Genomic DNA, 24,022 nt, shown 5'->3' with positions numbered 1-24,022 from the left:
TTGACCGCGGTCGTTGCGGCCCCGCTGCGGAAAAGGGCGAAGCGGCGCTGGATCGGGTTCGCGGCGGCGTTCGCTGTCCTATTTGTGGTGATCGCCCTGAGCGTCGCCGTCGGCAGCCGCACGATCCCGCTGTCCACGGTGTGGCAGGTGTTGTGGCACTCCGACGCCTCGGCCGAGTCGGCCATCGTCCACGATCTGCGCCTGCCCCGCACGCTGCTCGGCCTCGGGGTCGGCGCCGCGTTGGGCCTGGCCGGCACGGTCATGCAGGCGCTCACCCGCAACCCGCTGGCCGAGCCGGGCCTGCTCGGGGTCAACCTGGGCGCCTCGACCGGCGTAGTGATCTCCATCGCGTTCCTCGGGGTCGGCAGCGCGGCCGGCTACGTCTGGTTCGCCTTCGTGGGCGCCGGCCTCACCTCGGCCGCGGTCTTCGCGCTGGGCGGCGCCGGCCGGCATCCGACCCCGGAACGGCAGATCCTGGCCGGCATCTCGATCACCTCGGTGCTCGGCGCGATCGTCTGGGCCATCCTGGTGCTGCGGCGCGAGGCGTTCGACCGCTACCGCCACTGGGATGTCGGCTCGTTCTCCGACCGCGACTCCGGCACTGTCCTGCGGATCCTGCCGTTCCTGGTGGCCGGGGTCGTGCTCGCGCTCTTCCTGGGCCGTCAGCTCAACGCGCTCAGCCTCGGTGACGAGTCCGCCACGTCGGTGGGAGCTTCCCCCGTACGCGTCCGCGCCCTCGGCCTGCTCGCGGTGACGCTGCTGTGCGGCGCCGCCACGGCCGCGGCCGGCCCGATCTGGTTCCTCGGCCTGGCCGTCCCGTACGCGGCCCGCATGATCGTCGGCTCCGACCAGCGCTGGATCCTGGCCTACGCGCTCGTCCTCGGCCCGGCCCTGCTGCTCGGGGCCGACGTGCTGGGCCGGGTGCTGGTCGCCCCGGCCGAGCTGCCGGTCGGCGTGGTCACCGCGTTCCTCGGCGCCCCGCTGTTCATCGCGCTGTGCCGCCGTCGCCGGCTGAGCTCGCTGTGAGGACCGTCGTCCGGGCGGCCGGTCTCTCCGTACGGGTCTATCCCCGCGCGCTGATCGTCGGCGTCGTGCTGCTCCTGGTCGCCCTGGCGACGGCGCTGGTCAATCTCACGACCGGCGACTTCCCGGTGCCCGTGGCCGAGGTGCTCAAGAGCCTGGCCGGCGAAGGTGACGCCGGCACCGACTTCATCGTGTACGAGCTGCGGCTGCCCCGGGTGCTGGTCACGCTGCTGGTCGGCGCGGCCCTGGGGGCGAGCGGCGCGGTCTTCCAGAGCCTGACCCGCAACCCGCTCGGCAGCCCCGATTTCGTCGGCCTGACCACCGGCGCCGCCTCCGGGGCGCTGATCGTGATGCTGATCGTCGGGGGCGGCGGCGTGCAGGTCGGGGCGGGCGCGATCGTCGGCTGCGTCGTCACCGCGGTCGTGGTCTACCTGCTCGCGTTCCGCCGCGGCGTGCACCCGTTCCGGCTCGTGCTCATGGGCATCGGCGTCTCGGCCCTGCTCGAGGCGCTCAACTCCTACCTGATCTATCGCGCCCGGCTCAACGAGGCCGTGGCCGCGCAGGTCTGGCTGATCGGCAGCGTCAACGGCCGCGGCTGGACCGAGGTCGTCATCGTCGCGGTCACGGTGGCCGTGCTGGTGCCGATGGTCGTCTACTTCGGACGTCACCTCAAGCTGCTCGCCCTCGGCGACGAGATGGCCGTGCTGCAGGGCGTGCCGGTCGAGCGCAGCCGGGCCGTCCTCGCGCTGGCCGCCGTGGGTCTCTCGGCCGGGGCGACCGCGGCGGCCGGCCCGATCGCCTTCGTGGCCCTGGCCGCCCCGCCGCTCGCGGCCCGGCTCAGCCGCTCGCCCAGCTCCGGCATCCTGCCCGCGGCGGCCATGGGCGCGGCGCTGCTCTCGGCGGGCGACTGGGCCGCGCAGCACGCGCTGCCCGGCAACGACATCCCGGTCGGCGTGGTCACGGCGGCGCTCGGCGGCATCTACCTGACCTGGCTGCTGTTCCACGAGAGGCGAGGAGCCCGAGCATGACCGAGGCACGGCTGCGGGCGCAGGACGTCACGCTCGCGTACGACAAACGGGTCGTCGCCGAGCACCTCGACGTGCGGATCACCGACGGCTCGTTCACGGTCATCGTCGGCCCTAACGCGTGCGGCAAGTCGACGCTGCTCAAGTCGCTCGCCCGCGTCCTCAAGCCGCAGGCCGGCGCGGTCCACCTGGACGGGCAGAGCATCGCGTCGTACCCGTCGAAGCAGGTCGCCAAGCAGCTCGGCATGCTGCCCCAGGCGCCGATCGTGCCCGGCGGCATCGTCGTCGAGGAGCTGGTCGCGCGCGGCCGGTTCGCCCATCAGAAACTGCTCAAGCAATGGTCGCCCGAGGACGAGACCGCGGTCGCCGAGGCCATGCGCCTGACCGAGGTGGCCGACCTGGCCGACCGCTTCGTCGACGAGCTCTCCGGCGGTCAGCGGCAGCGGGTCTGGCTGGCCATGGCGCTGGCCCAGCAGACGCCTATCCTGCTGCTCGACGAGCCGACCACGTTCCTCGACCTGTCCCACCAGTTCGAGGTGCTCGACCTCTGCGCCGAGCTGCACGAGCAGGGCCGCACGATCGTCGCGGTGCTGCACGACCTCAACCACGCGTGCCGTTACGCGACCGAGCTGATCGTGATGAAAGGTGGCCAGGTGATCGACCAGGGGGCGCCCGCCGACGTGATGACGGCCGAGCTCGTCGAGGAGGTGTTCGCGATGCCGTGCCGGGTGATCGACGACCCCGAGACGGGGACCCCGCTGGTGGTTCCGGCCGACCGCCGAACCCGTGCGATCAAGAAGTGAAAGAGGCCCTCGGTAAGCAGCGCCGCCTGATCGTCCTCAGCTCGCTGCTGGCCACCGGTCACCAGGCGGGCGAGGCGGCCGTCCCGTTCCTGATCGGCGTGATCATCGACCGGGCCGTCGACGGTGGCGTCGGGGACCTGTTCCTCTGGCTGGGTGTGCTGGGTGCGATCTACATCGGACTGAGCTACAGCTTCCGGTACGGGGCCCGGGCCGCCGAGCGCGCCGCCGAGCAGGCCGCCCACGACCTGCGCCTGCGCGTGACCCGCCGGGTGCTGCACGACCGGGGTGGGGCCGAGTCGGGCCGGCTGCCGGGCGCGCTGGTGTCGATCGCCACCAGCGACACCGCGCGCGTCGGCGGGATCGCGGTCGCCATCACGTACGGCAGTGCCGCCGTGATCGCCGTGATCTTCTCGGCCGTGCTGCTGCTGTCCATCTCGATCCCGCTCGGCCTGCTGGTGCTGCTCGGGCTGCCGCCGCTGATGTGGCTGACCCGCCTGATCGGCAAGCCGCTGGAGGAGCGCAGCGAGACCGAGCAGGAGCACGGCGCGCACGCCTCGGGCATCGCGGCCGACCTGGTCTCGGGGCTGCGCGTGGTCAAAGGCCTGCGCGCCGAGGAGGCAGCGGTCGAGCGCTACCGGCAGCGCAGCCGGGTCGCGCTGACCGCCACCGTGCGCGCGGCCCGCACCCAGGCGGCGTACCAGGGCCTCGTGCTGACCATCAGCGGACTCTTCCTGGCCGTGATCGCGGTGGCCGGCGGCATCCTCGCAGTGCGCGGCGACATCACCGTGGGCCAGCTCATCTCGTCCATCGGCCTGGCCCAGTTCCTGGTCGGGCCGCTGTCCACGTTCGGCTGGGTCGGCGCCGACCTGGCCCAGGGCCGCGCGTCGGCCAAGCGGGTCGAGGCGGTGCTGTCCGCGCCCGAGGCGGTCAGCGGGGGCGATCAGCGGCCGGTCACGCCCGTACGGGGTGCGGTCGACCTGCGCGTACGGGATCTGGCCGTGAAAATCGCGCCCGGTGAGCTCGTCGGCGTGGTCGCCACCGACCCGGCCGAGGCCGCCGAGCTCGTGCGGCTGCTGAACCGGTCGGCCGACCCGGTCGACGGCGTCGTCTCGCTCGACGGGATCGCCCTGTCCGCCCTGAACCCCGAGGAGCTGCGGGCCGCCGTGCTGGCCGTCGAGCACCACACCGACCTGTTCGACGGCACGATCCGCTCGGCCGTCTCGCTCGACCGCGCCGAACCGGCCACGGTCGACGCCGCGATGGTCGCCGCCGACGCCGACGAGGTCGCGCGCACGCTGCCCGACGGGCTCGACGCGGTGCTCGACGACGGCGCCCGTACGCTCTCCGGCGGTCAGCGGCAACGGATCGCGCTGGCCCGCGCGCTGGCCGCCGACGCTCCGGTCCTGGCGATGCACGACCCGACCACCGCGGTCGACGCCGTGACCGAGGCCCGGATCGCCGCGCGGCTGCGTGAGGTGCGGGCCGGGCGCACGACGATCCTCATCACCACCAGCCCGGCCCTGCTCGCGATCACCGACCGGGTGCTGTTCCTGCACGGCGGCGTGGTGCGGGCCGACGGGACGCACGGCGAGCTGGCCGCGGGCGACGAGACCTACCGGGAGACGGTGCTGGCATGACAACCACTCCGCTTCCGATCGCGGCCGGACGGCGTACGCGGGCCGCTCTTCTGGTGTTTCTGCGACCCGAACGCGGGCGGCTGGCCGGGGCGATCGCGCTGCTGATCGCGGGCACGATCGCCGGGCTGCTGGCGCCGCCGCTGCTCGGCCACATCGTCGACCTGGCCACCACCGGCGGCGCGACCGGCGATTTCGTTCTGACCGGGGTCGCGCTGGTGGCGGTGGCCCTGGTCGACGCCGCGCTGGCCGGTTTCGGGTTCGCCATGCTGGCCCGGGCCGGCGAGTCCACTTTGGCCCGGATCCGTGAACGGTTCGTCGAGTCGGCCCTGCGGCTGCCCCTCGAACAGGTCGAACGGGCCGGCGCGGGCGACCTGACCTCACGCGTGACCAACGACGTGACAGTGGTCGGCGAGGCCGCTCGCTCGGCGGTGCCCGAGTTCACCCGGGCCATCCTGACGATCGTGCTGACCCTCGGCGGCATGGCCGTGCTCGACTGGCGGTTCCTGCTCGCCGCGCTGGTGGCGGTGCCCGTGCAGGCGTACACGGTGCGCTGGTACGCCCGCCGCGCCGTCCCGCTCTACGCCCGGCAAAGGGTCGCCGTGGCCGCCCAGCAGCATCACCTGCTGGCCACGATCGACGGCGCGCCGACCATCCGGACGTTCCGGATCGCCGGCGAGCACAGCGGCCGCGTCGCCGCCCGCTCCCAGCAGGCCGTCGACCTGCTGCTGCAGGGCATCGCGCTGATGACCCGGTTCTACGCTCGGCTGCACGTGGCCGAGTTCGCCGGGCTGGCCGCCGTGCTGGCGACCGGCTTCTTCCTCGTTCGCCACGACGCCGTGAGCATCGGCACGGCCACCGCCGCCGCGCTGTACTTCCACGGGCTGTTCAACCCCATCAACACCGCGCTGGCCCTGGTCGACGACGCGCAGGCGGCCGCCTCCGGGCTCGACCGCCTGATCGGGGTGGCCGACCTGGCCGGCGAGCCGCGCACGCCTTCGCTGGCCTCGTCGACACCGTCGGCCATCGAGGTCAGCGGGCTGAGCTTCGCCTACCGCCCCGACCGGCCCGTGCTGCGCGACGTCGACCTGGTGGTACGGCGCGGCGAGCGGGTCGCCGTCGTCGGCTCGACCGGCGCCGGCAAGACCAGCCTGGCCAAGGTCATCGCCGGGGTGCACGACCCCGTCGCCGGCACCGTCGAGGTGCCCGCCGGGGAGGTCGCCCTGATCACGCAGGAGGTGCACGTCTTCGCCGGCCCGCTGATCGACGACCTGCGCCTGGCCCGCCCGGGCGCCACCGACGACGAGGTGCACGCCGCGCTGGCCGCCGTCGACGCCGCGGGCTGGGTCGCCCAACTGCCCGACGGCCTCGACACGGAGGTCGGCGCGGGCGGCCACGGGCTGACCGCGGCACAGGCCCAGCAGATCGCGTTCGCCCGGCTGATCCTGGCCGACCCGCCGGTGGCCATCCTCGACGAGGCCACCGCGGAGGCCGGCAGCGCGGGCGCCCGCCTGCTCGAACGGGTCGCCGCGGCGGCACTCGAGGGGCGAACTGCCGTGATCGTGGCGCACCGGCTGACCCAGGCCGTGACCGCGGATCGTGTGGTGGTGCTCGAACAGGGACGGGTGGTGCAGGTCGGGCCACATGCGGCGCTGATCGACGAGCCCGGCCCGTACGCGACGCTCTGGCAGGCGTGGTCCGGCCAACGCGATCACTGAGTAACGTGCCCAACAGTATCGCCTGCGATAGTATCTCTGACGATACTAACTTGTGGCGAGCCTGGAGGACCCGTGGTCGCGTTCATAGGACGAGAGCACCAGTTGGCCGTGCTCGGCGCCCTTTTCGCGCAGGTGGCGAACGCACCCCGAACGGATCCGCGTCCGGGCCAGTGCCTGCTCATGAGGGGCCGCCGCCGGATCGGCAAGTCCAGCCTCGTCGAAGCCTTCGTCGACCGTTCGGGAGCCCCGGCAGTGTTCTTCACCGCCGCCGGGGCCGCCGACGACATTGAACTCGAGGCGTTCATCGAGGCGGTGAGCTCCTCGGACCTGCCGGACCGCGCGGTGTTCGACGACGCCACCCCGGGAAACTGGAGTGCCGCGCTCCGGCAGCTCGCCGGCGTTCTGCCTGACGACCGGCCCAGCGTCGTCGTCATCGACGAGGTTCCCTACTTGGTCGATCGGGTGGACGCCTTCGAGGGAATCCTCCAGCGAGCTTGGGACCGCGAGTTCAGCCGCAAGCCGGTCCTGCTCATCCTGATCGGCTCGGATCTGTCGATGATGGAGGCGCTGAGTTCCTACGGCCGGCCGTTCCACCAGCGTGGCAAGGAGATGGTCCTCGGGCCGCTGAACCCGGCCGAGGTCGGCGACATGCTTCAGCTGGAGCCGGCTGAGGCTTTTGACGCGGCCCTGGTCACCGGCGGCCTTCCACTGATCTGTGCCGATTGGCGGCCGGGCGCCGGCCTGTGGCAGTTCCTCTCCGCGGAGCTCGCCAATCCGGTCTCGCCCTTGCTGGTGTCGGCCGAGCGCTCGCTGGCCGGTGAGTTTCCGGAATCGGCGATGGCTCGCACGGTCCTGTCGGCGATCGGCAGCGGTGAGCGCACCTTCACCAACATCGCCCGGGCCGCCGGCGGCATCTCTCACACCACGTTGACGCGATCGACCGAGGTGTTGACCGGCAAGCGCATGGTCGCCGCGGAGCTGCCCGTCGCCCTGGGGCCGTCGAAGGAGCGGCGCTACCGCGTAACCGATCCCTACCTGCGGTTCTGGCTGACCTTCGTAGCGCCGCACTTGGCCGAGATCGAGCGTCTACGCGGTGACCTCACGCTGCGACGCATCGAAGCCGGGTGGACGAGTTGGCGCGGCCGTGCCGTCGAGCCCCTGCTCCGAGAGTCGCTGGCCCGGCTGTTGCCGGACGACTCCCTCCCCGCGGCCCCGGTGCTCGGTTCCTACTGGACCCGGTCCAACAGCGTCGAGATCGACGTCGTCGGGGCGGATCGCGCACCGGTGGCCCGGAGCCTGCTCTTCGTCGGATCCATCAAGTGGCTGGAGCGCTCGGCGTTCGACAATCATGACCTTCTGGCCCTGCAACGACACCGCGCGGTCGTGACCGACGAGCCGGTTCCGCTGCTGGCGATCAGCCGCAGCGGCGTGGACGCCCAGGGGCTCGACGCTTCCTACGGCCCCGCGGAACTGCTGGAGGCGTGGCGACCACACTAGGCCCTAGAGTCGCGCACCCGACCGCGAACTCGATGGCCAAGCGGCCCCGCCCCGCACGAGACTGGCCGCATGGCTCTGCTGGAGCGTGACCAAGCCCTGACCGCCCTGACCGCCTACGCCGACGAGGCCCGCCACGGCGACGGCCGCCTTGTGCTGATCAGTGGCGAGGCCGGCATCGGCAAGTCCGCCCTGGTCGAGGCGCTCCCCACCGAGGGCCGCCGGGCCACCGGCTTCTGCGACGGCCTGTTCACCCCGCGCCCGCTGGGGCCGCTGTTCGACCTGGCCGCCGAGCTCGGTGGTGAGCTGCAAGAGCTGTGCCGCCGCCGGGCCCCGCGCGAGGAGCTCTTCGACGCGCTGCTCCGCGAGCTCGACCGCGCCTTCACCGTCATCGTGATCGAAGACCTGCACTGGGCCGACGAGGCCACCGTCGACCTGGTCCGATTCCTGGCCCGCCGCCTGCGCCGCACCCTGCTGATCGTCACGTACCGCGACGTCGAGTCGACCCCGCTGCGCCTGGCGCTGGGTCACCTGGGCTCGCTGCGCGCCACCCGCCGCATTACGATCGAGCCGCTCAGCCCGGCGGCGGTCGCCCAGCTGACCACCGGCACCGGCCTGCCCGCCGACGAGCTGCACAAGCTGACCGGGGGCAACCCGTTCTACGTGACCGAGATCGTTCGCTCCGGCATCACGTCGGTGCCCGCCTCGGTGCGCGACGCCGTCCTGGCCCGCACGGTCGGTTTGTCTCCCGAGGCCCGCCACAGCCTCGATCTCGCGGCGCTGACCGGCGGCCGGTTCGACGTCGGCGACGAGCTGCTGCGGACGGGCCTGTTCACCACCGACGGCTTCCGGCACGAGCTGGCCCGCCGAGCCGTCGAGCAGGCCATCCCGCCCCGCCGCCGGGCCCAGTTGCACGCCACCATCCTGGCGTGCCTGCGTGACCACGGCGACGACGCGAGGCTGGCCTTCCACGCCGAACAGGCCGGTGACGGTGCGGCGGCCCATCATTTCGCCGTACGGGCCGCGGCCGCCGCCGCCGAGCTGGGTGCGCATCGCGAGGCGGCCGCCCAGTTCGAGCGCGCGCTCCGCTTCGCCGGGGACCTTCCTGATCCCGTACGGGGAAAGCTTTTGGACCGCCTCTGCGATGAGCTCTCGCTGGTGGATCGCGGGGCCGACCTGGCCGACGCGGCCGAGCAGGCGCGGCAGCTCTGGCACCGGATCGGGGATCGGCGGCGGGAGGGCAACGCGAACCGGCGGCTGTCCGAGGCGCTCGTCACCCTGTGCCGGCATGACGAGGCGATCGCCGTGGCCGAACGGGCCCTCAAGATCCTGGATCCGCTCGACGGCCCGGATCGGTCGCGCGCGTATGCCCACCTCGCGCGCAAGAAGATGCTGACCGATCACCACGCCGAGGCGATCGAGCTCGCGACCCGGGCCCAGCACCTCGCCGGCCCGCTGCACGACGTGCTCAGCGATGCCCTCAACACGCATGCGGGCGCCCTCGCCATGAGCGGCGAGCCCTGGCTGGGCAAGATGCGCGAGGCCCTCGACGTCGCCCTCGAACACGGGCTGGCCGAGCAGGTCGGGCGCGCCTACAACAACTTCTACGGGCTGCTCACCTGCGAGCGACGCTACGCCGAGGCGGAACAGTACTTTGTGGACGGCGTGGCGTTCTGCGACGAGCACGACGTGGCCTCGTTCGGCACCTGCATCCGCGGCGAGCGGTCGATCTCGCTGGCCCGCACCGATCGCTGGGACGAGGCCGCCCGGCTCGCCCGCAGGCTGATCACCGAGGTCGAGGCGACGCCGATCAACCGGATCAGCGCGCAGATCGCCCTGGCCACGGTGCTGGTGCGACGGGGCGACGACGAGATCGCGCCGCTGCTCGACGAGGCGGTCGCGGCCGCCGACGGGTCGGCCGAGCCCCAGTGGATCGTCTGCGCCCGCCTCTGCCGGGCCGAGTGGCGCTGGCTCGCCGGCGATCTGGCGGGTGCCCGCCGCGAGGCCGAGCGCGCGTTCCGGGTCGCCGGCCGGGGCAACGGGTGGCTGCGCGGCTCGGTCGCGGTCTGGCTGCGCCGCAGCGGATCAAAGCACGCGATGAGCGACGTGGCCGAGCCCTACCAACTCGAGCTCGACGGCGACTTCGCCGGCTCGGCCGCGGCCTGGCGCAAGGTCGAGAGCCGGTACGAGGCCGCGCTCGCCCTGCTCGGCAGCGACGACACCGGTCTGCTGCGCGAGGCCCTGGCCGTCTTCGACGAGCTCGGCGCCCTGCCCGCGGCCCGCCTGACCCGTCGCCGCCTGCGGGTCCATGGCGTGCGGTCGGTGCCGGTCGGCCCGCGCTCGGCGACGCGGGCCCACCCGGCCGGCCTGACCCGCCGCGAGGACGAGGTGCTCGGGCTGATCGTCGCCGGCCGGACCAACGCCGAGATCGCCGCCCGGCTGGTGCTCTCGGTCAAGACGGTCGATCACCACGTCTCGGCCGTGCTGGGCAAACTCGGCGCCTCGAGCCGCTCGATGGCCGCGGCCGAGGCCGAGCGCCGGGGACTGGTCTCTAGGTAACCGCGCGGGAAACCTGGGTAATCGCTCCCGATCTCCGCGGGCGGCGTTCTCCGTACGGTCGAGTCATGACCATCTACATGGACGTGCACACCGTGAGCGGCGGCGTGAGCCTCGACGACGTGGCCAAGGCGCACCAGGCCGACCTCGCGACGCAGACCGAGTTCGGCGTCAACTATCTGCGCTACTGGGTCGACGAGCGGCAGGGGAAGATCTTCTGCCTGGTCGAGGCGCCGTCGGCCGAGGCGGCCGTGGCCGTGCACCGCAAGGCCCACGGGCTCGTGGCCGACGAGATCTACGCGGTCGACGAGGGTGCCTAGTCAGACTGTCTACTAACCAGGTAGCCTGCCTAGCCATGACACCACGGCCATGGCTGCACGGCTTCCTCGACCTGTGCCTGCTCGCGATGCTGCGGGAACGCGCCGACTACGGCTATGGCCTGTCCCAGCGGCTCGCCGCGGCCGGGGTCGCCGATGTTCCCGGCGGCACGCTCTATCCGGCCCTGCTCCGGCTCGAGGAGCAGGGCCTGGCCGTCCCCAGCTGGGGGCCGTCGGAAAGCGGCCCCCGCCGCAAGAACTACGCCATCACCCAGGCCGGTCTCGACCTGCTGGCCGGTCAGGCCGGCGACTGGCGACGCTTCCGCGACGGGGTCGACAGCCTGCTCAGCGCGGTGCCGCATGAGTGACTGGCCCACCGCCTTCGAGTCCGAGCTGCTGCGCCTCGGCCTGCAACCGGCCCGCGCCCGCCGCCTCGCCGACGAGACCACCCAGCAGGCGGCCGAGAGCGCGGCCCCGCCGGCCGACGTCTTCGGGCCGGCCCACCTCTACGCGCGCCACCTGGTGGCCGAGCTCAACACGCCGACGGCCAACTTTCCCCGTACGAGGTATCAGGCTGGACCGGTCATGCTGAGCCTGACCGGGGTGACCAAGCGCTATCGCCGGCAGACGGTCTTCGAAGGCGTGAACCTGACCGTCCGCGGGGGAGAGGTGGCCGCGATCGTCGGCGCCAACGGCTGCGGCAAGTCGACACTGCTGCGCATCTGCGCCGGCCTGACCCGGCCCAGCGGCGGCGCGGTCCGGCGTACGCGCCGGGTCGGGTTCGTGCCGCAGGACGGCGGCACGGCGGGCTGGCTCACCGCGGAGGAACACTTCACGCTCTTCGGCTCGGCCGCGGGCATGGTTCCCGGGCGGGCCCGGTCGACCGGCGCGCACCTGGCCACCCGACTCGCCTGGCGCCCGGCCCGGCAGCAGCGCGCGCAGCAGATGTCCGGCGGCACCCGGCAGAAGCTCAACCTCGTGCTGGGCGAGCTGCACGCCCCCGACCTGCTGCTGCTCGACGAACCGTATCAGGGCTTCGACCAGGGCACCTATGTGGACTTCTGGCAGCAGGTGCTCGCGTGGCGCGACGCCGGGCGGGCGGTCGTGGTCGTCACCCACCTGTTGCACGACCTGCAGAATGTCGACCACGTGCTCGACCTGGGAGCGACCGCATGACAACCCTGGTGGTGGCCCGACTCTCTGCCCTCGAGGTGAGCCGGCGCCGGGCCGCGCTCCTGCTCGTGATCACCCTGCCGTTCTGGTTCTACCTCGTGCGGCGCGACCTCTCCGGCCAGTCCACCCGCGCGCTGACCCTGGGTATCGGCTGGGCCGTCTCGACGCTCACCCTGTTCGTGGTCAACGCCTCCCGCGGCGTCGACCCGCGCCTGCGGCTCACCGGCGCCTCGGTCACCGGCATCATCGCCGGCCGGCTGCTCGCGATGACCGGCGTCGGCCTGCTGCTGGCGCTCGGCTACTGGACGATGGTGGCCGTCGACCAAAACCTGCCGCACCTCTGGGCGGCCGGGGTCATGATGCTGGTGTCGGCGCTGGTCGCGGCCCCGGTGGGCAGCCTGATCGGCGCGATCCTGCCCCGCGAGCTCGACGGCGCGCTGGCCCTGCTCAGCATCAGCTCGGTGCAGATGCTGGCCGACCCGACCGGCCTGATCGCCAAGCTGATGCCGTTCTGGTCGGCCCGCGAGGTCGGCAACTACGCGGTCGACGGCGGCAGCATCGACCTGGTCTGGCGCGGCCTGGCCCACGCCGGGGTGACCTGGCTGATCTGCGTCCTGGGCACGCTGGCGATCTTCCACTGGCGGCTGCGGCTGGTCCGTTATCCCGAGCCCTGACCGCTCTCACCACCGCGCCGTCCCGCCGCTCTCACCGCTGTGCCGCCCCCGCCGCTCTCACCGCCGCGCCGCCCCTCACCGCGACACCCGCCCCGTTGCGCGGCCCCACCCGCCCGGCCGTTGCAGTATTGGGTCATGAGCCGTCGATGGACCGTGCTGGGTGTGCCGTCGAGCGCGGGCGCGCACACGCCCGGCGTCGAGCAGGGCCCGGCCGCACTCCGGGAAGCCGGACTGATCAACAACCTGCGCGCGGGCGGGCACGACATCGAGGACCGCGGCGACGTACGCGGCTTCCGATGGCGGCCCGACCCCGCCCGGCAGACCGGGCAAAACGCCGCGACCGTAGCCGCCGTAGCCGACGACGTAGCCACGGCCGTGGCGGCCATCCTCGCCGACGGCCGCGTCCCGCTCGTGCTCGGCGGCGACTGCAGCATCACCGTAGGCGTCCTGGCCGGCTTCGACCGCGCCGCCCGGGAGCCCGCACTGCTCTATATGGACGGTGGCCCCGACCTCTTCACCCCCGAGACCCGTCCCAACGGCAACCTGGACGCCATGGGAATGGCCCACCTGCTGCGGCTACCTGGTCACCTGCCCGAGGTCGCAGCCGTCGGTGAGCCGCTCACACCCGCACGTGTCGTGTCCTTTGGGGACGGTCTGCCCGACGACGGCCCCGACCAGGAACGCGACCTGCTCCAGGAGCTTTCCATCACCCGGATCACCGCCGCCGACGTGCACCGCGACACCCGTGCGGCCGCCGAGCGGGCGCTGGCCGCCGCGGGCGAGTCGTTCGTGCTGCACTTCGACGTCGACGTGCTGCGCTTCACCGACATGCCGATCGCCGACGTGCCCGACTCCGGCGGCGACCCCATCGGGCTGACCCTGCACGAGGCCATGACCTGCCTGTCGGTCTTCGCCAGCGGCGGCGACCGGCTGGCCGCGCTGGTGATCACCGAGGTCAACCCCGACCACGCGCCCGACCGCGCCGTGCTCGACGACTTCGCGACGGCCGTCGCCACCGCGCTGAGCACCTAGGCCCCTCCGTGTTGCGTATGTGACCGGCCGCACAAACGGTCAGGCAAGATCGTCCGAAAGTACGTATTTGCCTGTGCATGGCCTGTGTGTCCGTTATGCCACGATCTGTGGCATAAGGCAGCACGCAACTTGGAGGTAGACATGAACAAGGCAGTCCGCACGTTCACGATGATGGCGATGGGCCTGGTCGCCGGCGCCACCATGGCCGCCGGTCCCGCGATGGCCGCCGACAGCACCAAGGCGCCGGCCGCCAAGCCCGCCACCACCACCAAGGCCGAGAAGGGCTGGGGCCGCGACCGCGTCGTCGGCTACTTCCGCACCCTGCGCGCCTGCGAGCAGGCCGGCCGCATCGGCGAGTTCCGCAACCGCTGGGACGACTACGACTGCGACCGGGTCCGCTTCGGCTTCAAGCGTGGCCTGTGGGCCCTCGAGGTCGAGCGCGACTTCCGCGGCGGCCACGGCCACGGCCCGTGGGGCGGTCACGGCCACGGCGGCCACGGCGGTCACGGCCACGGCGGACACGGTCACGGCCCGCGCGGCCACCGCTGATCACCCGGGCCGGATAGTCCGGCCCACCCAGGTCGCGGGCACGAGGGTTCCGTCCACGCTCTCGCCGCCCGCCGCTGAACCACCCCGATGCTCGGGCCGCATCTCCACCGATGCGGTCCGAGCGCATTTTCAAGACCAGACCGAAGACGTACGCCACGTCGACTGCGACAAAAGCATTACGACACCACCCGCCGCGCCTCGCCGGCCAGGCGAAACACCGGACCATAACGCGGCCACCGGCCGTGGTGCCCACTCACCCACAACGCCCGCACCATCCAGGCCGGTCCCCTCGCCCACAACGCCTGCCATCATTCCGGCCGGTCCCGTGGCTCACAATGCCTGCCACCATTCCGGCCGGTCCCCTCGCCGCAACGCCTCTCACCACCCCGGCCGGTCCCCTACGCCCAGCCGGTGGGGTTGCTGTTGGCGGTCGGTCGCGCGCTCGCCTGGCCGGTTGGGGTGCTATTGCCGGTTGGCTGCGCGCTCGCCTGGCTGGTCAGACGCGGCGCAGGACTGTCACTACTCGGCCCAGGATCGTGGCGTCGTCGCCCGGGATGACGTCGTAAGCCGGGTTGCGCGGGACCAGCTCGATGTGCCGGCCGTTGATGCGCAGCACCTTGACCGTGGCCTCGCCGTCGATCATGGCAGCCACGATGTCGCCATTGTCGGCCACCTGCTGCTGGCGCACGACCACCGTGTCGCCGTCGCAGATCGCGGCCTCGATCATCGAGTCACCCTTGACCTTGAGCGCGAACAGCGTGCCGTGGCCGACCAGGCTCAACGGCAGGTTGAGCTCCTCGTCCACGTTTTCGTCGGCCAGGATCGGCGCGCCGGCCGCGATCGTGCCGATCACCGGAACTGGCACATTGGCCTGCTCGCCGGGGGTGCGCACGTCGATCGCCCGCGAACCCCGGGCCCCGCGCCGGATGAACCCGCGATCCTCGAGCACCTTGAGCTGATGAGCCACCGACGACGGCGAATCGAGCCCGACGGCGGCACCGATCTCACGAATGGTCGGCGGATAACCATGCTGTTCGATCCACTCGCGGATCATCGAAAGGATCTGCCGTTGCCGCTTGCTCAGGGGCCCGTCGTCCGTGGACATGCGGTGATGTTACTACACTTTCGATCATCTGTACGACTCGATCGGGTGACGCCCCGTAACCTTCCCCGCTCAGCTCGGCCGGCGCTGCTGCGGGATCTCGGGTTCGTCCTCCGGCGGCCGCTCCATGTTCATCACGGTCATCTCACGCTTCTCGGCCTCGTGCCCGTTCCCACCCGGCGGAACGATCCGGCTGGTCGGATCCTCCGCGAAGTTGGGCCGCTCAGCCTCGGCAATCGAAACCGCCATAGGCCCGGCAGCCACCGGTTGCGCCGACAGCGGTTGTGCAGAGACCGGTTGCGCGGACACCGGCTGTGCCGACATGGGTTGTGCGGACACCGGTTGCGTTGACACCGGCTGGGCCGACACTGGCTGGGCAGCCTGATCCGCGACCGGCAGCCGGATGAACTCGGTGCGCTCGCCCGGCGGCTCGACGGACCCCGGCCGGATGATCTGCGTACGGTCCGGATCGAACTTGATCACCTGAGTCTCGTCGACCGCGGCATTCCCGTTCCCGCCGTCGCGCTCCTCCACCAGCCCCGGATGCCGAGCCATCCCCGCCGGCGCCACCGGAGGCATCAGCCGCAACCCGTCGCCCGGGGCAACAACCGGAACGGCCTGCGTACGTTCCGGATCGAACTCGTCGTCGCCCCGGCGCCCACCGTCGTGCTCGCCGATCATCTCCAGCGACCGCGTGCTCTCGGCCAGCACCTTGATCGTCTGAGTCCGATCCGGATCCGGCGCGCTGAGCGACCGCGTCACCTCGAGATCGTCGATCCCCGACGCTGAGTGCACGTCCTCCGACGTGATCACGTGGATGGCGTGCGTGGTCTCGGCCTCGTCGGCCACCCTGATCGTCTGCGTCCGCTCCGGATCCGGTGCGTTCAGCGATTGCGTGACCTCGGCCCCCGGCCCCTCGGGAGCAGTCACCGAGGCGCGGGCCTTGACCGGCTCGTTGACATTCCCCGCCGGCTCCTCACCCGCGGCCGGCGTCACCTGAAGCTTGGTGGTCAGCTCCCCGATGTTGATGGCCCGCGTCCGCTCCGGATCAGGCGCCCCGAACTCCCGAGTCTCCTCGAAGTCCGGTGGCACAGCCCGCGAGTGCGGCGCCGCCTTGGCCTTCCCGGTCACGAACAACGAAGCGAATTCATCGTCGTCCGAGCCATCGTCGGCACTGTCGTCGGCGCCCTCCGGCCCCTCGGCCGACGCCCCTACGGCCGCGAACTCGGCGCCGTCATCGGCCGTCGTCTCATCGTCAGCGACCAAGCCCCCGCTCCCGAGGGCGGACGTCTCCTCTTCGCCCTCTGCCCCCGCGTCCAGAACAGCCAGCAAAGTCGAATCTTCGCCGGCCTCGCCCGTGAGATCAGCCGTGGCAGGTTCGTCCTCGGCCGCGGTGCCGGGGGATGTCGAGACGGTCTCGTCGTCCCGAGCGTCAGCGGCGGATGTGTCGAGCTTGTCAGTGGTTTCGTCGGCCTCGCTCGTGAGGTCGGCCGTCGCGGGTTCGTCGTCAGTCGCGGTGCTGGGGGCCGTCAAGTCGGTTGTGGCGTCGTCGGTCTCGTCGTCCTGGGCGTCAGCGGCGGAAACTTCGGCGGTCGAGTCAAGCCTGTCGGTTGCTTCGCCGGTTTCGTTCGTGAGGTCGGCCGTCGCGGGCTCGTCCGACGCGATGCTGGGAGCCGTCAGCACGGTCGTGGCCTCGTCCGCCTCGCCATCTCGCGCGTCAGCGGCGGAGACTTCGGCGGTCTTGTCAGTCGTTTCGCCGGTTTCGCTTGCGAGGTCGGCCGTGGCGGGTCCGTCGTCGGTCGCCGTGCCGGGGACCGTCAGCACGGTCGTAGCTTCGTCGGTCTCGCGATCTAGGGCTTCACCAGCGGAAACTTCGGCGGACGAGTCGAGCCTGTCAGCTGCTTCGCCGGTTTCGCTCGTGAGGTCGGCCGTCGCGGGCTTGTCGTCGGTCGCGGTGCTGGGGGCCGTCAACACGGTCGTGGCTTCGTCGGCATCGCTGGCTTGGGCCTGAGCAGCGGACGACTCGTCGGTCGCGGTGCCGACGGGGGTCAGCACGGTCGTGGCTTCGTCCGCCTCGCTGTCCTGAGTTCCGGTGACAGGGACGTCCGCAGTCGTGTCGTCCTCGGAGGTCTGCGTCGCGGCGGCGGTCGGGGGGCTCATGGCCGTGAGGACGGTCGTGGCTTCGTCGTCCTCGGGGTGATCGAGGGATGTGGGGGAGGCGGGGGCCGCAGACGCCGGGGTCGCGGCAACGGCGTCGAGGGTCTTCACCTCGGGCTCTGCGGGCGGCGGCGTCACGGTGCCCCGCCTGGTCGAAGCTTGCCCGTCGCAGAGAGCAGCTACCGTGGCCGCCTCGTCGGCGGAGACGATCACCGTGGTGCGACGGGTGTCCCGGAACGTCGGCCAAGCAATGGTCGCCTCGTCCTCCGGGGCCACGGCCGCAACCTCGCGCAGCGGCCCGGCCAGCGCGGCCATCGGCGACACGGAGCTGCCCTCGGTCGACTCAGCAGCCGGCGGCTCCGTCGGCGTACCGGCCGCGGTCGGCTCGTCCGAACCCAGCACCGAGATCGCATCCGGATCCACCGGCTCAGACGTAACCGCCTCAACCGTCGGCGGATCATCGGAGGCGGAGGCGGAGGCGTGGGAGGCAGGGGTGGGGGTCAAGGGAGAGGGGGCGCCCGAGGCGGAAGCGGGGGCTGAGGCGGGCAGCCGCAGCACCGCGGTCGGGTCCGGATCAGTAGGCGTCGGCGCATAAGGAGGCACCACGGCGGTAGTAACCAGGCCCGCATCCGGGGTAGCCACCGCGGCCTTCCCCCGGGCCCGTCCCACCTGCCCGATCAGCGGCAGCACCGGCGGCTCGTAGCGATCCCACCGCCGCGCGCTCAAGGCCGTGCACAGCAGCGGCAAAGCCAGCATCGCCGCCAGCCCGTACCCCGGCCGGCTCAGGTCGAAGCCGTCCTTGGCCACCGCGGCCGGCCAGATCCCCGCGTAGCCCCCTGGCGACACCAGCGCCCACAGCGAGAGCCCCAGATAGACCAGCCCGCCGAAGATCGGCCCGGCCGGTGAGATCGGGGCGAAGAGCAGGATCCCGTACGCCGCCCCGGCCAGCAGCAGGAGCAGCAGCCCGGTCGCCGATTCGACGGCGAAGTCGTCGCGCCCGCGGGTGGTCAGCTCGGTAGTGAACCCGACCCCCGCGAGTATCCACACCGCCGGTGCCAGCACAAGGGCATACAAGATCGACCTGAAGTGGCGCACGCTTTAACTCCCCGAACACTGGCTGCCCGACGAACCGTACCGTCGCGGGGCAACCGCACGGAAGGACGCCGTAACGTACGCCGCATGAATGAGGGCCGCCCCACCAGCCATTCCAGGGTCACGCTGAGCCGCATCATGACCGCGGTCGACGTCAACCTGTACGGCACTGTGCACGGCGGCGTGCTGATGAAGTTCGTCGATGACGTGGCCGGCGCGGCGGCGGCCCGGCACAGCGGCGGCACGGCGGTCACGGCCGCGATCGACGAGATCGTGTTTCTGGAGCCGGTGCGGGTCGGCGATCTCGTCCACGCGTACGCGCAAGTGAATTGGACCGGCACCAGCTCGATGGAGGTGGGCGTCAAGCTGGCCGCCGAGCGCTGGGACGTGGTGGCCGCCGAGCCGCTGACCGTGGCGACGGCATATCTGGTGTTCGTGGCCGTGGATGTGGCCGGCCACCCAAGAAACGTCCCGCCGGTGTTGCCCGAGAACGTGGACGACGAGCGCCGGTTCCGCGAGGCTCTGATCCGGCGGGAGCATCGCCTGGCCCGCCGGGCCGCCATCCAGAAGGCCAGGGAAGGCTGAATGAACGTTAAGGTGAGCGCATGACGGGCACAGTGTTGTGGCAGCCCCCGGCGAATGTTCGCGAGACCACCCGGATCGGGCATTTTCTGTCCTGGCTGGAGCGCGAGCGTGGCCTGACGTTCGCCGACTATGCGGCGCTGTGGCAGTGGTCCGCCGACGACCTGCCCGCGTTCTGGCAGTCGATCTCGGACTATTTCGAGGTGATCTGGCACGACCCGCCCTCGGGCGTGTTGCCCGACCGCGCCATGCCCGGCGCGAAGTGGTTCCCCGGCGGCACCCTCAACTACGCCGAGCACGTGCTGCGCATGCCCGGCCTCGACGACCAGGACCCGGTTGTCCTGGCCTACTCGCAGACCCGCGAACCAATCACGCTAACTAAGCAGGACTTAAAGCAAAAAGTCCGAAACGTCAGAGCCGGGCTGAGGGCGTACGGCGTCAAAAAGGGCGACCGAGTAGCGGCGTACGCCCCGAACATCCCCGAGACGTACGTCCTGATGCTCGCCACGGCCAGCCTGGGCGCCGTTTTCTCCAGCTGCGCCCCCGAGTTCGGCGTACGCAGTGTGATCGACCGCTGGCAACAGATTGAGCCCAAGATCCTCGTCGCGGTCGACGGCTACCGCTACGGCGACAAGCCGATCGACCGCACCGACGAGGTGGCGGCCATCCAAGCGGCTCTTCCGTCCCTCGAGCACGTGGTGACCATCGGCTACCTCGATCCTGCCAAGGACACGTTCAGTGACCTCAAAGGCGACGAGCCCATGGCGTACGAGGAACTCGCCTTTGACCATCCCCTGTACGTGCTTTACAGCTCCGGCACCACGGGACTGCCGAAGCCGATCGTCCACGGCCACGGCGGCATCCTCGTCGAGCACCTCAAGATGCTGGCCCTGCATCACGATCTCGGCCCCGGCGACCGCTTCTTCTGGTTCACCACGACCGGCTGGATGATGTGGAACTTCCTGGTCAGCGGTCCGGCGGTGGGCGCGGCCATCGTGCTGTTCGACGGCAACCCGGGCTTCCCCGGCATGTCGGCGCTGTGGGATCTGGTCGACGAGGCCGGCATCACGTATTTCGGCACGTCGGCGCCCTTTCTCATGGCTTGCCGCAAGGCCGGCATCACCCCGCGCAAGGAGCGGCTCAAGGGCATCGGCTCGACCGGCGCCCCGCTGCCGCCCGAGGGCTTCGACTGGGTCTACGAGGCGGTCGGCAGCCACCTGCAGCTGCAGTCGCTGTCCGGCGGCACCGACGTGTGCACCGGTTTCGTCGGCGCCGTCCCGCTGCTCCCGGTGGTCGAGGGCAAGATCGCGTGCCGCGCCTTGGGGGCCCGAGTCGAGGCGTACGACCCGGCCGGGCGCCCGGTGCTCGACGAGCTGGGCGAGCTGGTGATCACCGCCCCGATGCCGAGCATGCCGGTCGGCTTCTGGAACGACCCGGACGGTAAGCGCTACCGCGAGGCCTATTTCGACTATTTCCCGGGCGTGTGGCGGCACGGCGACTGGATCACCATTGGCGCCGACGGCTCGTGCGTGATCACCGGCCGGTCCGACGCGACGCTCAACCGCGGCGGCGTCCGGCTCGGCACATCCGAGTTCTATTCCGTGGTCGAGGGCCTGCCCGAGGTCGCCGATTCCGTGGTCGTGCACCTCGAGCAGGAGGACAACCCGAACGGCGAGCTGCTGCTGTTCGTCGTGCTGGCCGAGGGGCTCGAGCTGGACGACCCGCTCCGCAAGCGGATCGCCGGCGAGCTGCGAGCCGCCCTGTCGCCCCGGCACATTCCGGACCAGATCTACGCCGTACGGGCTGTGCCTCGGACTTTGTCGGCCAAGAAGCTCGAGGTGCCGGTCAAGCGGATCCTCACCGGCACCCCGGTCGAGTCGGCCGCCGCCAAGGGCGCCCTGGCCAACCCGGAATCGCTGCTGGCCTTCGAGGAGCTGGCTAGGCGACGACGAGCGTGACCTTCTCCGACTCGGCCCGGCTGGTGACTTTGGCCGGGTCGAGGTTGGCGCAGAGCACGATCGACGCGCCTGTGACCAGCGGCGCGACCAGCCAGTCGAGCGGATCGAATAAGGGCGTCGCGTCGATCAGCACCCGGCCGCCCGCGGTGATGCCGAGCTCGGTGGCGCGCGCCTGGGCGGCCGCGATCACCTCGGCGTGCGTACGGTTGCCGAGCGCACGATCCGCCGCGGCGACCGGCGCGCCCGGGAAGTGGTCGCCGAACTGGCGGACCTCCAGCACGTAGTCGGCGAAGCCGGCCGGCAGTTCCCGCAGGGGCATCGCGAAGGGGAGCAGGCCCGTCGCGTACCGGTCCGGGGCTTTTGTCGTTGTGCTCTGATCCGGCGTGGCGAAGAGCACGTCGGCCGACTCCGGATCGTTGATTGTCGCCGTCACCCCGGCCGACCAGACCCCGAGCAGGATCGCGGCCGTCTGCCAGTGCGGCGGGAGCGCCACCGCGGCGGTCTCGCCCGAGCCCAGCCCGAGCCCGTCGACCAGCAGGTTTGCGGTCTTTGAGACCCAGTTGTCCAAAGTCGCACCGGACAATTCGGTGCGATCACCGCTCTTGTCGTCGTAGAACGTCAGCAGCGGGCTCGCCGGGTCGCGGCGCACCGCGGACGCCAGCACCTGCGGGATCGTGGTCTCCACCGGAACAACGATAGAGGGATTACCGAGAGTAATCGATCCTGAACGGGCGATGAGAACCGCGAAACGCTTGGAACAAGGCGGTGTCGCGGTCACATGCGCGATGCATTGCGGGCGTACCCTTGCGAGTGGTCTGAATTACAACCTCTTTGGGAGTTGCCTCGTGACCGCCGGTCGCCCCCCGCGAGTGCTCGTCGACGCCACCAGCGTCCCCGCAGACCGAGGAGGAGTCGGCAGATACGTCGACGGCTTGCTCGGTGCCCTCGGGCGGATGGATCCTGACCGGGTCGATCTGGCCGTTGTGGCCCAGCGTTCGGATGCGGAGCGTTACAGCCGCATGCTCGACAACAAGGCCGAGGTGATCGCCGGCCCGGCCGCCGTCGCGCACCGCCCCGCCCGGCTGGCGTGGGAGCAGACGGGTCTGCCCCTGCTCGCGCAGCAGGTCGGCGCCCAGGTGCTGCATTCGCCCTTCTACACGTGCCCGCTCCGCGCCGGCTGCCCGGTCACGGTGACCGTGCACGACGCGACGTTCTTCACCGAACCGGAGCATTACGACAACACCAAGCGCACCTTCTTCCGCAGCGCGATCAAGACGTCGCTGCGCCGCGCCGGCCGGGTCATCGTGCCCAGCAAGGCCACCCGCGACGAGCTGATCCGGCTGCTCGACGCCGACCCGACCCGCATCGACGTGGCTTATCACGGCGTCGATCAGGCGGCCTTCCACGCGCCGACCGAGGAGGAGAAGGCCCGCGTCCGGGCCCGGCTCGGCCTCACCGACGCGGGTTACGTCGCGTTCCTCGGGGCCAAGGAGCCCCGCAAGAACGTGCCCAACCTGATCCGCGGCTGGGCCCGCGCGGTCGCCGACTGGCCGCACCCGCCCGCACTGGTGCTCGCCGGTGGCCAGGGTCACGACGACGAGATCGACCGGGCCGTGGCCGAGGTGCCGTCCCACCTGCGCCTGCTGCGCCCCGGCTATCTGCGCTACGCCGACCTGCCCGGCTTCCTCGGCGGCGCGCTGGTCGCCTGCTACCCGTCGTTCGGCGAGGGCTTCGGCCTGCCGATCCTCGAGGCGATGGCCTGCGCCACTCCGGTTCTCACCACCCCGCGGCTCTCGCTGCCCGAGGTCGGCGGCGACGCTGTCGCGTACACGACAGAGGATGCCGACCGGATCGCCACCGACCTGGCTGACCTGCTGCACGACGAGCCCCGTCGCCTCACGTTGGCCAAGGCGGGCTTCGACCGGGCCAAGGAATTCACCTGGGCGTCAAGTGCGGAAGTGCACGTCACAACCTGGAAACGAGTCGCGGCACTCTGACCTTTACACTCTGTGCGCATGAGCGATGAACTCGGCGGGCTGTACGGCGTGGTCTTGGCTGGTGGGACGGGCACCCGTCTCTGGCCGCTGTCCCGGGCTGGTCACCCCAAGTTCCTGCATCCGTTGACCGGAACCGATGCGTCGCTGCTTCAGGCCACGGTCGACCGGCTCGACCTGCTGGCCCCGATGGACCGCATCTTCGTGGTCACCGGCGTCGCTCACGCGGCCGCCGTGTCGCGGCAGCTCGAGTCCATCCCCGAGGCGAACGTGCTGGTCGAGCCGTCGCCGCGGGACTCGTGCGCGGCGATCGCCCTGGCCGCCGCCGTGATCGCCCGGCGCGACCCGGAAGCGATCATGGGCTCGTTCGCGTCCGACCACCTGATCTCCGACAAGGAAGGCTTCACTGAAGTCATCCGGAAGGCGATGGTCGGCGCCCGCGAGGGTCTGCTGATGACGCTCGGCATCACCCCGACCCGCCCCGAGACGGGCTACGGCTACCTGCAGTGCGGCAACGCGATCGGCGACGGCCCGGTGCTCGCGGTCGAGGAGTTCAAGGAGAAGCCGACGTACGACGTGGCCGAGGGCTACGTGAAGTCGGGCAACTACCTGTGGAACGCCGGCATGTTCGTCTGGCGGGTCGACGCTTTCCTGGCCGAGTTGACGCGGCAGCAGCCCCAGCTCGCCTCGGGCATCTCCCGCATCGCGCAGGCGTGGGACACGGGCGCCCGTGAGGAGGTGCTGGGCGAGGTCTGGCCGACCCTGCCGCGCATCTCGGTCGACTACGCGGTCATGGAGGGCGCGGCCACGGTCGGCCGGGTGGGCACGGTCACCGGCGACTTCGGCTGGAACGACGTCGGCGACTTCCACACTCTGGGCGAGGTGCTGGCGGCCGACCCGTCCGGCAACGTCATCGTGGGCCACGACCTCGAGCAGAAGTCGGGCGTGCTGCTGCGCGAGACCGAGGGCCTGGTGGTCGTGCCGACCCAGGGCCGGCTCATCGCCGCCATGGGCGTGCGCGACCTGGTCATCGTCGACACCCCCGACGCCGTCCTGGTGATCCCGCGCGAGCGCGCGCAGGAGGTCAAGAGCCTGGTCGACGAGCTCAAGGAGCTCGGCCAGCACGGCTACGTCTAGCG

General features: G+C 71.4%; 20 protein-coding genes. 17 read left to right on the top strand and 3 right to left on the bottom strand.

Translation table 11 applies throughout. The features are described 5' to 3' along the window. The first annotated feature begins 51 nt into the window (after positions 1-51). The 13 genes from JKJ07_RS21325 (at position 52) to JKJ07_RS21265 (ending at position 13,998) form a co-directional block, all read left to right on the top strand. Positions 52-1,026 (top strand): FecCD family ABC transporter permease, encoded by a 975-nt coding sequence (locus JKJ07_RS21325; protein WP_438871436.1) that lies wholly within the window; start codon positions 52-54, stop codon positions 1,024-1,026. Beyond that, on the top strand, positions 1,023-2,051 hold the full coding sequence (locus JKJ07_RS21320) for a FecCD family ABC transporter permease (RefSeq protein ID WP_202993410.1): 1,029 nt from the start codon (positions 1,023-1,025) through the stop codon (positions 2,049-2,051). Before JKJ07_RS21325 ends, JKJ07_RS21320 begins: the two co-directional genes overlap by 4 nt. After that, positions 2,048-2,851 (top strand): ABC transporter ATP-binding protein, encoded by an 804-nt coding sequence (locus tag JKJ07_RS21315; protein ID WP_202993408.1) that lies wholly within the window; start codon positions 2,048-2,050, stop codon positions 2,849-2,851. Before JKJ07_RS21320 ends, JKJ07_RS21315 begins: the two co-directional genes overlap by 4 nt. After that, positions 2,848-4,488 (top strand): ABC transporter ATP-binding protein, encoded by a 1,641-nt coding sequence (locus JKJ07_RS21310; protein ID WP_202993407.1) that lies wholly within the window; start codon positions 2,848-2,850, stop codon positions 4,486-4,488. Before JKJ07_RS21315 ends, JKJ07_RS21310 begins: the two co-directional genes overlap by 4 nt. Then, on the top strand, positions 4,485-6,203 hold the full coding sequence (locus JKJ07_RS21305) for an ABC transporter ATP-binding protein (protein WP_202993405.1): 1,719 nt from the start codon (positions 4,485-4,487) through the stop codon (positions 6,201-6,203). Before JKJ07_RS21310 ends, JKJ07_RS21305 begins: the two co-directional genes overlap by 4 nt. Before the next feature lie 72 nt (positions 6,204-6,275). Next, entirely contained in the window at positions 6,276-7,700 is a 1,425-nt protein-coding gene (locus tag JKJ07_RS21300; RefSeq protein ID WP_307834341.1) for an ATP-binding protein, read from the top strand. Between the two features lie 69 nt (positions 7,701-7,769). Further along, positions 7,770-10,256 carry a helix-turn-helix transcriptional regulator gene (locus tag JKJ07_RS21295; RefSeq protein ID WP_202993403.1) on the top strand — a complete coding sequence of 829 codons (2,487 nt, stop codon included), beginning with the start codon at positions 7,770-7,772 and terminating at the stop codon, positions 10,254-10,256. A 65-nt stretch (positions 10,257-10,321) separates the two neighbouring features. Beyond that, entirely contained in the window at positions 10,322-10,573 is a 252-nt protein-coding gene (locus JKJ07_RS21290) for a DUF4242 domain-containing protein (protein ID WP_202993402.1), read from the top strand. Positions 10,574-10,608: 35 nt separating this feature from the next. After that, the gene (locus tag JKJ07_RS21285) at positions 10,609-10,938 is read left to right on the top strand and encodes a PadR family transcriptional regulator (protein ID WP_202993401.1); all 330 of its coding nucleotides are present in this window, start codon (positions 10,609-10,611) and stop codon (positions 10,936-10,938) included. After that, the gene (locus JKJ07_RS21280; protein ID WP_202993400.1) at positions 10,931-11,746 is read left to right on the top strand and encodes an ATP-binding cassette domain-containing protein; all 816 of its coding nucleotides are present in this window, start codon (positions 10,931-10,933) and stop codon (positions 11,744-11,746) included. Before JKJ07_RS21285 ends, JKJ07_RS21280 begins: the two co-directional genes overlap by 8 nt. Further along, positions 11,743-12,417, top strand: a complete 675-nt coding sequence (locus JKJ07_RS21275) for a hypothetical protein (RefSeq protein ID WP_202993399.1) — start codon at positions 11,743-11,745, stop codon at positions 12,415-12,417. The genes JKJ07_RS21280 and JKJ07_RS21275 overlap by 4 nt, the downstream gene beginning before the upstream one ends. Before the next feature lie 135 nt (positions 12,418-12,552). Continuing rightward, complete coding sequence (locus JKJ07_RS21270) at positions 12,553-13,449, top strand: arginase family protein (protein WP_202993398.1); 897 nt, start codon at positions 12,553-12,555, stop codon at positions 13,447-13,449. A gap of 141 nt (positions 13,450-13,590) precedes the next feature. Beyond that, on the top strand, positions 13,591-13,998 hold the full coding sequence (locus tag JKJ07_RS21265; RefSeq protein WP_202993397.1) for a hypothetical protein: 408 nt from the start codon (positions 13,591-13,593) through the stop codon (positions 13,996-13,998). Positions 13,999-14,494: 496 nt separating this feature from the next. Here JKJ07_RS21265 and lexA read toward each other — a convergent pair whose 3' ends face one another. Both lexA and JKJ07_RS21255 read right to left on the bottom strand, forming a co-directional pair. Further along, positions 14,495-15,103, bottom strand: coding sequence for a transcriptional repressor LexA (lexA, locus tag JKJ07_RS21260; protein ID WP_202993396.1), 609 nt, complete (start codon positions 15,101-15,103; stop codon positions 14,495-14,497). A gap of 69 nt (positions 15,104-15,172) precedes the next feature. Next, a complete protein-coding gene (locus JKJ07_RS21255) occupies positions 15,173-18,064 on the bottom strand; it encodes a hypothetical protein (RefSeq protein WP_202993394.1) in 2,892 nt (963 codons plus the stop codon). Positions 18,065-18,436: 372 nt separating this feature from the next. Between JKJ07_RS21255 and JKJ07_RS21250 the strand changes: the two genes are divergently transcribed. Both JKJ07_RS21250 and JKJ07_RS21245 read left to right on the top strand, forming a co-directional pair. Then, positions 18,437-18,934, top strand: a complete 498-nt coding sequence (locus JKJ07_RS21250; RefSeq protein ID WP_202993393.1) for an acyl-CoA thioesterase — start codon at positions 18,437-18,439, stop codon at positions 18,932-18,934. Positions 18,935-18,954: 20 nt separating this feature from the next. After that, positions 18,955-20,889 carry an acetoacetate--CoA ligase gene (locus tag JKJ07_RS21245; protein WP_202993392.1) on the top strand — a complete coding sequence of 645 codons (1,935 nt, stop codon included), beginning with the start codon at positions 18,955-18,957 and terminating at the stop codon, positions 20,887-20,889. Here the strand turns inward: JKJ07_RS21245 and JKJ07_RS21240 are convergent. After that, positions 20,870-21,574 carry a TIGR03089 family protein gene (locus JKJ07_RS21240; protein WP_202993391.1) on the bottom strand — a complete coding sequence of 235 codons (705 nt, stop codon included), beginning with the start codon at positions 21,572-21,574 and terminating at the stop codon, positions 20,870-20,872. The two genes, JKJ07_RS21245 and JKJ07_RS21240, sit on opposite strands and share 20 nt — an antisense overlap. 160 nt (positions 21,575-21,734) lie before the next feature. On the opposite strand from JKJ07_RS21240, the gene JKJ07_RS21235 reads away from it, so the two are divergent. Both JKJ07_RS21235 and JKJ07_RS21230 read left to right on the top strand, forming a co-directional pair. Next, positions 21,735-22,886, top strand: a complete 1,152-nt coding sequence (locus JKJ07_RS21235; protein WP_202993390.1) for a glycosyltransferase family 4 protein — start codon at positions 21,735-21,737, stop codon at positions 22,884-22,886. Between the two features lie 18 nt (positions 22,887-22,904). After that, positions 22,905-24,020, top strand: a complete 1,116-nt coding sequence (locus tag JKJ07_RS21230) for a mannose-1-phosphate guanylyltransferase (protein ID WP_202993389.1) — start codon at positions 22,905-22,907, stop codon at positions 24,018-24,020. Positions 24,021-24,022: the final 2 nt, after the last annotated feature.

The sequence above is a fragment of the Paractinoplanes lichenicola genome, assembly GCF_016785085.1.
GTDB classification, from domain to species: Bacteria; Actinomycetota; Actinomycetes; order Mycobacteriales; family Micromonosporaceae; genus Actinoplanes; species Actinoplanes lichenicola.
The sequence above is the reverse complement of the archived record's forward strand: the minus strand, read 5'-3'. Positions and strand labels throughout refer to the sequence as shown.

Coding starts and splice junctions, on each gene's coding strand:
- JKJ07_RS21265 (WP_202993397.1), top strand. CDS start 13,591: ATGAACAAGGCAGTCCGCACGTTCACGATGATGGCGATGGGCCTGGTC.
- JKJ07_RS21230 (WP_202993389.1), top strand. CDS start 22,905: ATGAGCGATGAACTCGGCGGGCTGTACGGCGTGGTCTTGGCTGGTGGG.
- JKJ07_RS21315 (WP_202993408.1), top strand. CDS start 2,048: ATGACCGAGGCACGGCTGCGGGCGCAGGACGTCACGCTCGCGTACGAC.
- JKJ07_RS21245 (WP_202993392.1), top strand. CDS start 18,955: ATGACGGGCACAGTGTTGTGGCAGCCCCCGGCGAATGTTCGCGAGACC.
- JKJ07_RS21270 (WP_202993398.1), top strand. CDS start 12,553: ATGAGCCGTCGATGGACCGTGCTGGGTGTGCCGTCGAGCGCGGGCGCG.
- JKJ07_RS21250 (WP_202993393.1), top strand. CDS start 18,437: ATGAATGAGGGCCGCCCCACCAGCCATTCCAGGGTCACGCTGAGCCGC.
- lexA (WP_202993396.1), bottom strand. CDS start 15,103: ATGTCCACGGACGACGGGCCCCTGAGCAAGCGGCAACGGCAGATCCTT.
- JKJ07_RS21295 (WP_202993403.1), top strand. CDS start 7,770: ATGGCTCTGCTGGAGCGTGACCAAGCCCTGACCGCCCTGACCGCCTAC.
- JKJ07_RS21280 (WP_202993400.1), top strand. CDS start 10,931: ATGAGTGACTGGCCCACCGCCTTCGAGTCCGAGCTGCTGCGCCTCGGC.
- JKJ07_RS21305 (WP_202993405.1), top strand. CDS start 4,485: ATGACAACCACTCCGCTTCCGATCGCGGCCGGACGGCGTACGCGGGCC.
- JKJ07_RS21290 (WP_202993402.1), top strand. CDS start 10,322: ATGACCATCTACATGGACGTGCACACCGTGAGCGGCGGCGTGAGCCTC.
- JKJ07_RS21285 (WP_202993401.1), top strand. CDS start 10,609: ATGACACCACGGCCATGGCTGCACGGCTTCCTCGACCTGTGCCTGCTC.
- JKJ07_RS21275 (WP_202993399.1), top strand. CDS start 11,743: ATGACAACCCTGGTGGTGGCCCGACTCTCTGCCCTCGAGGTGAGCCGG.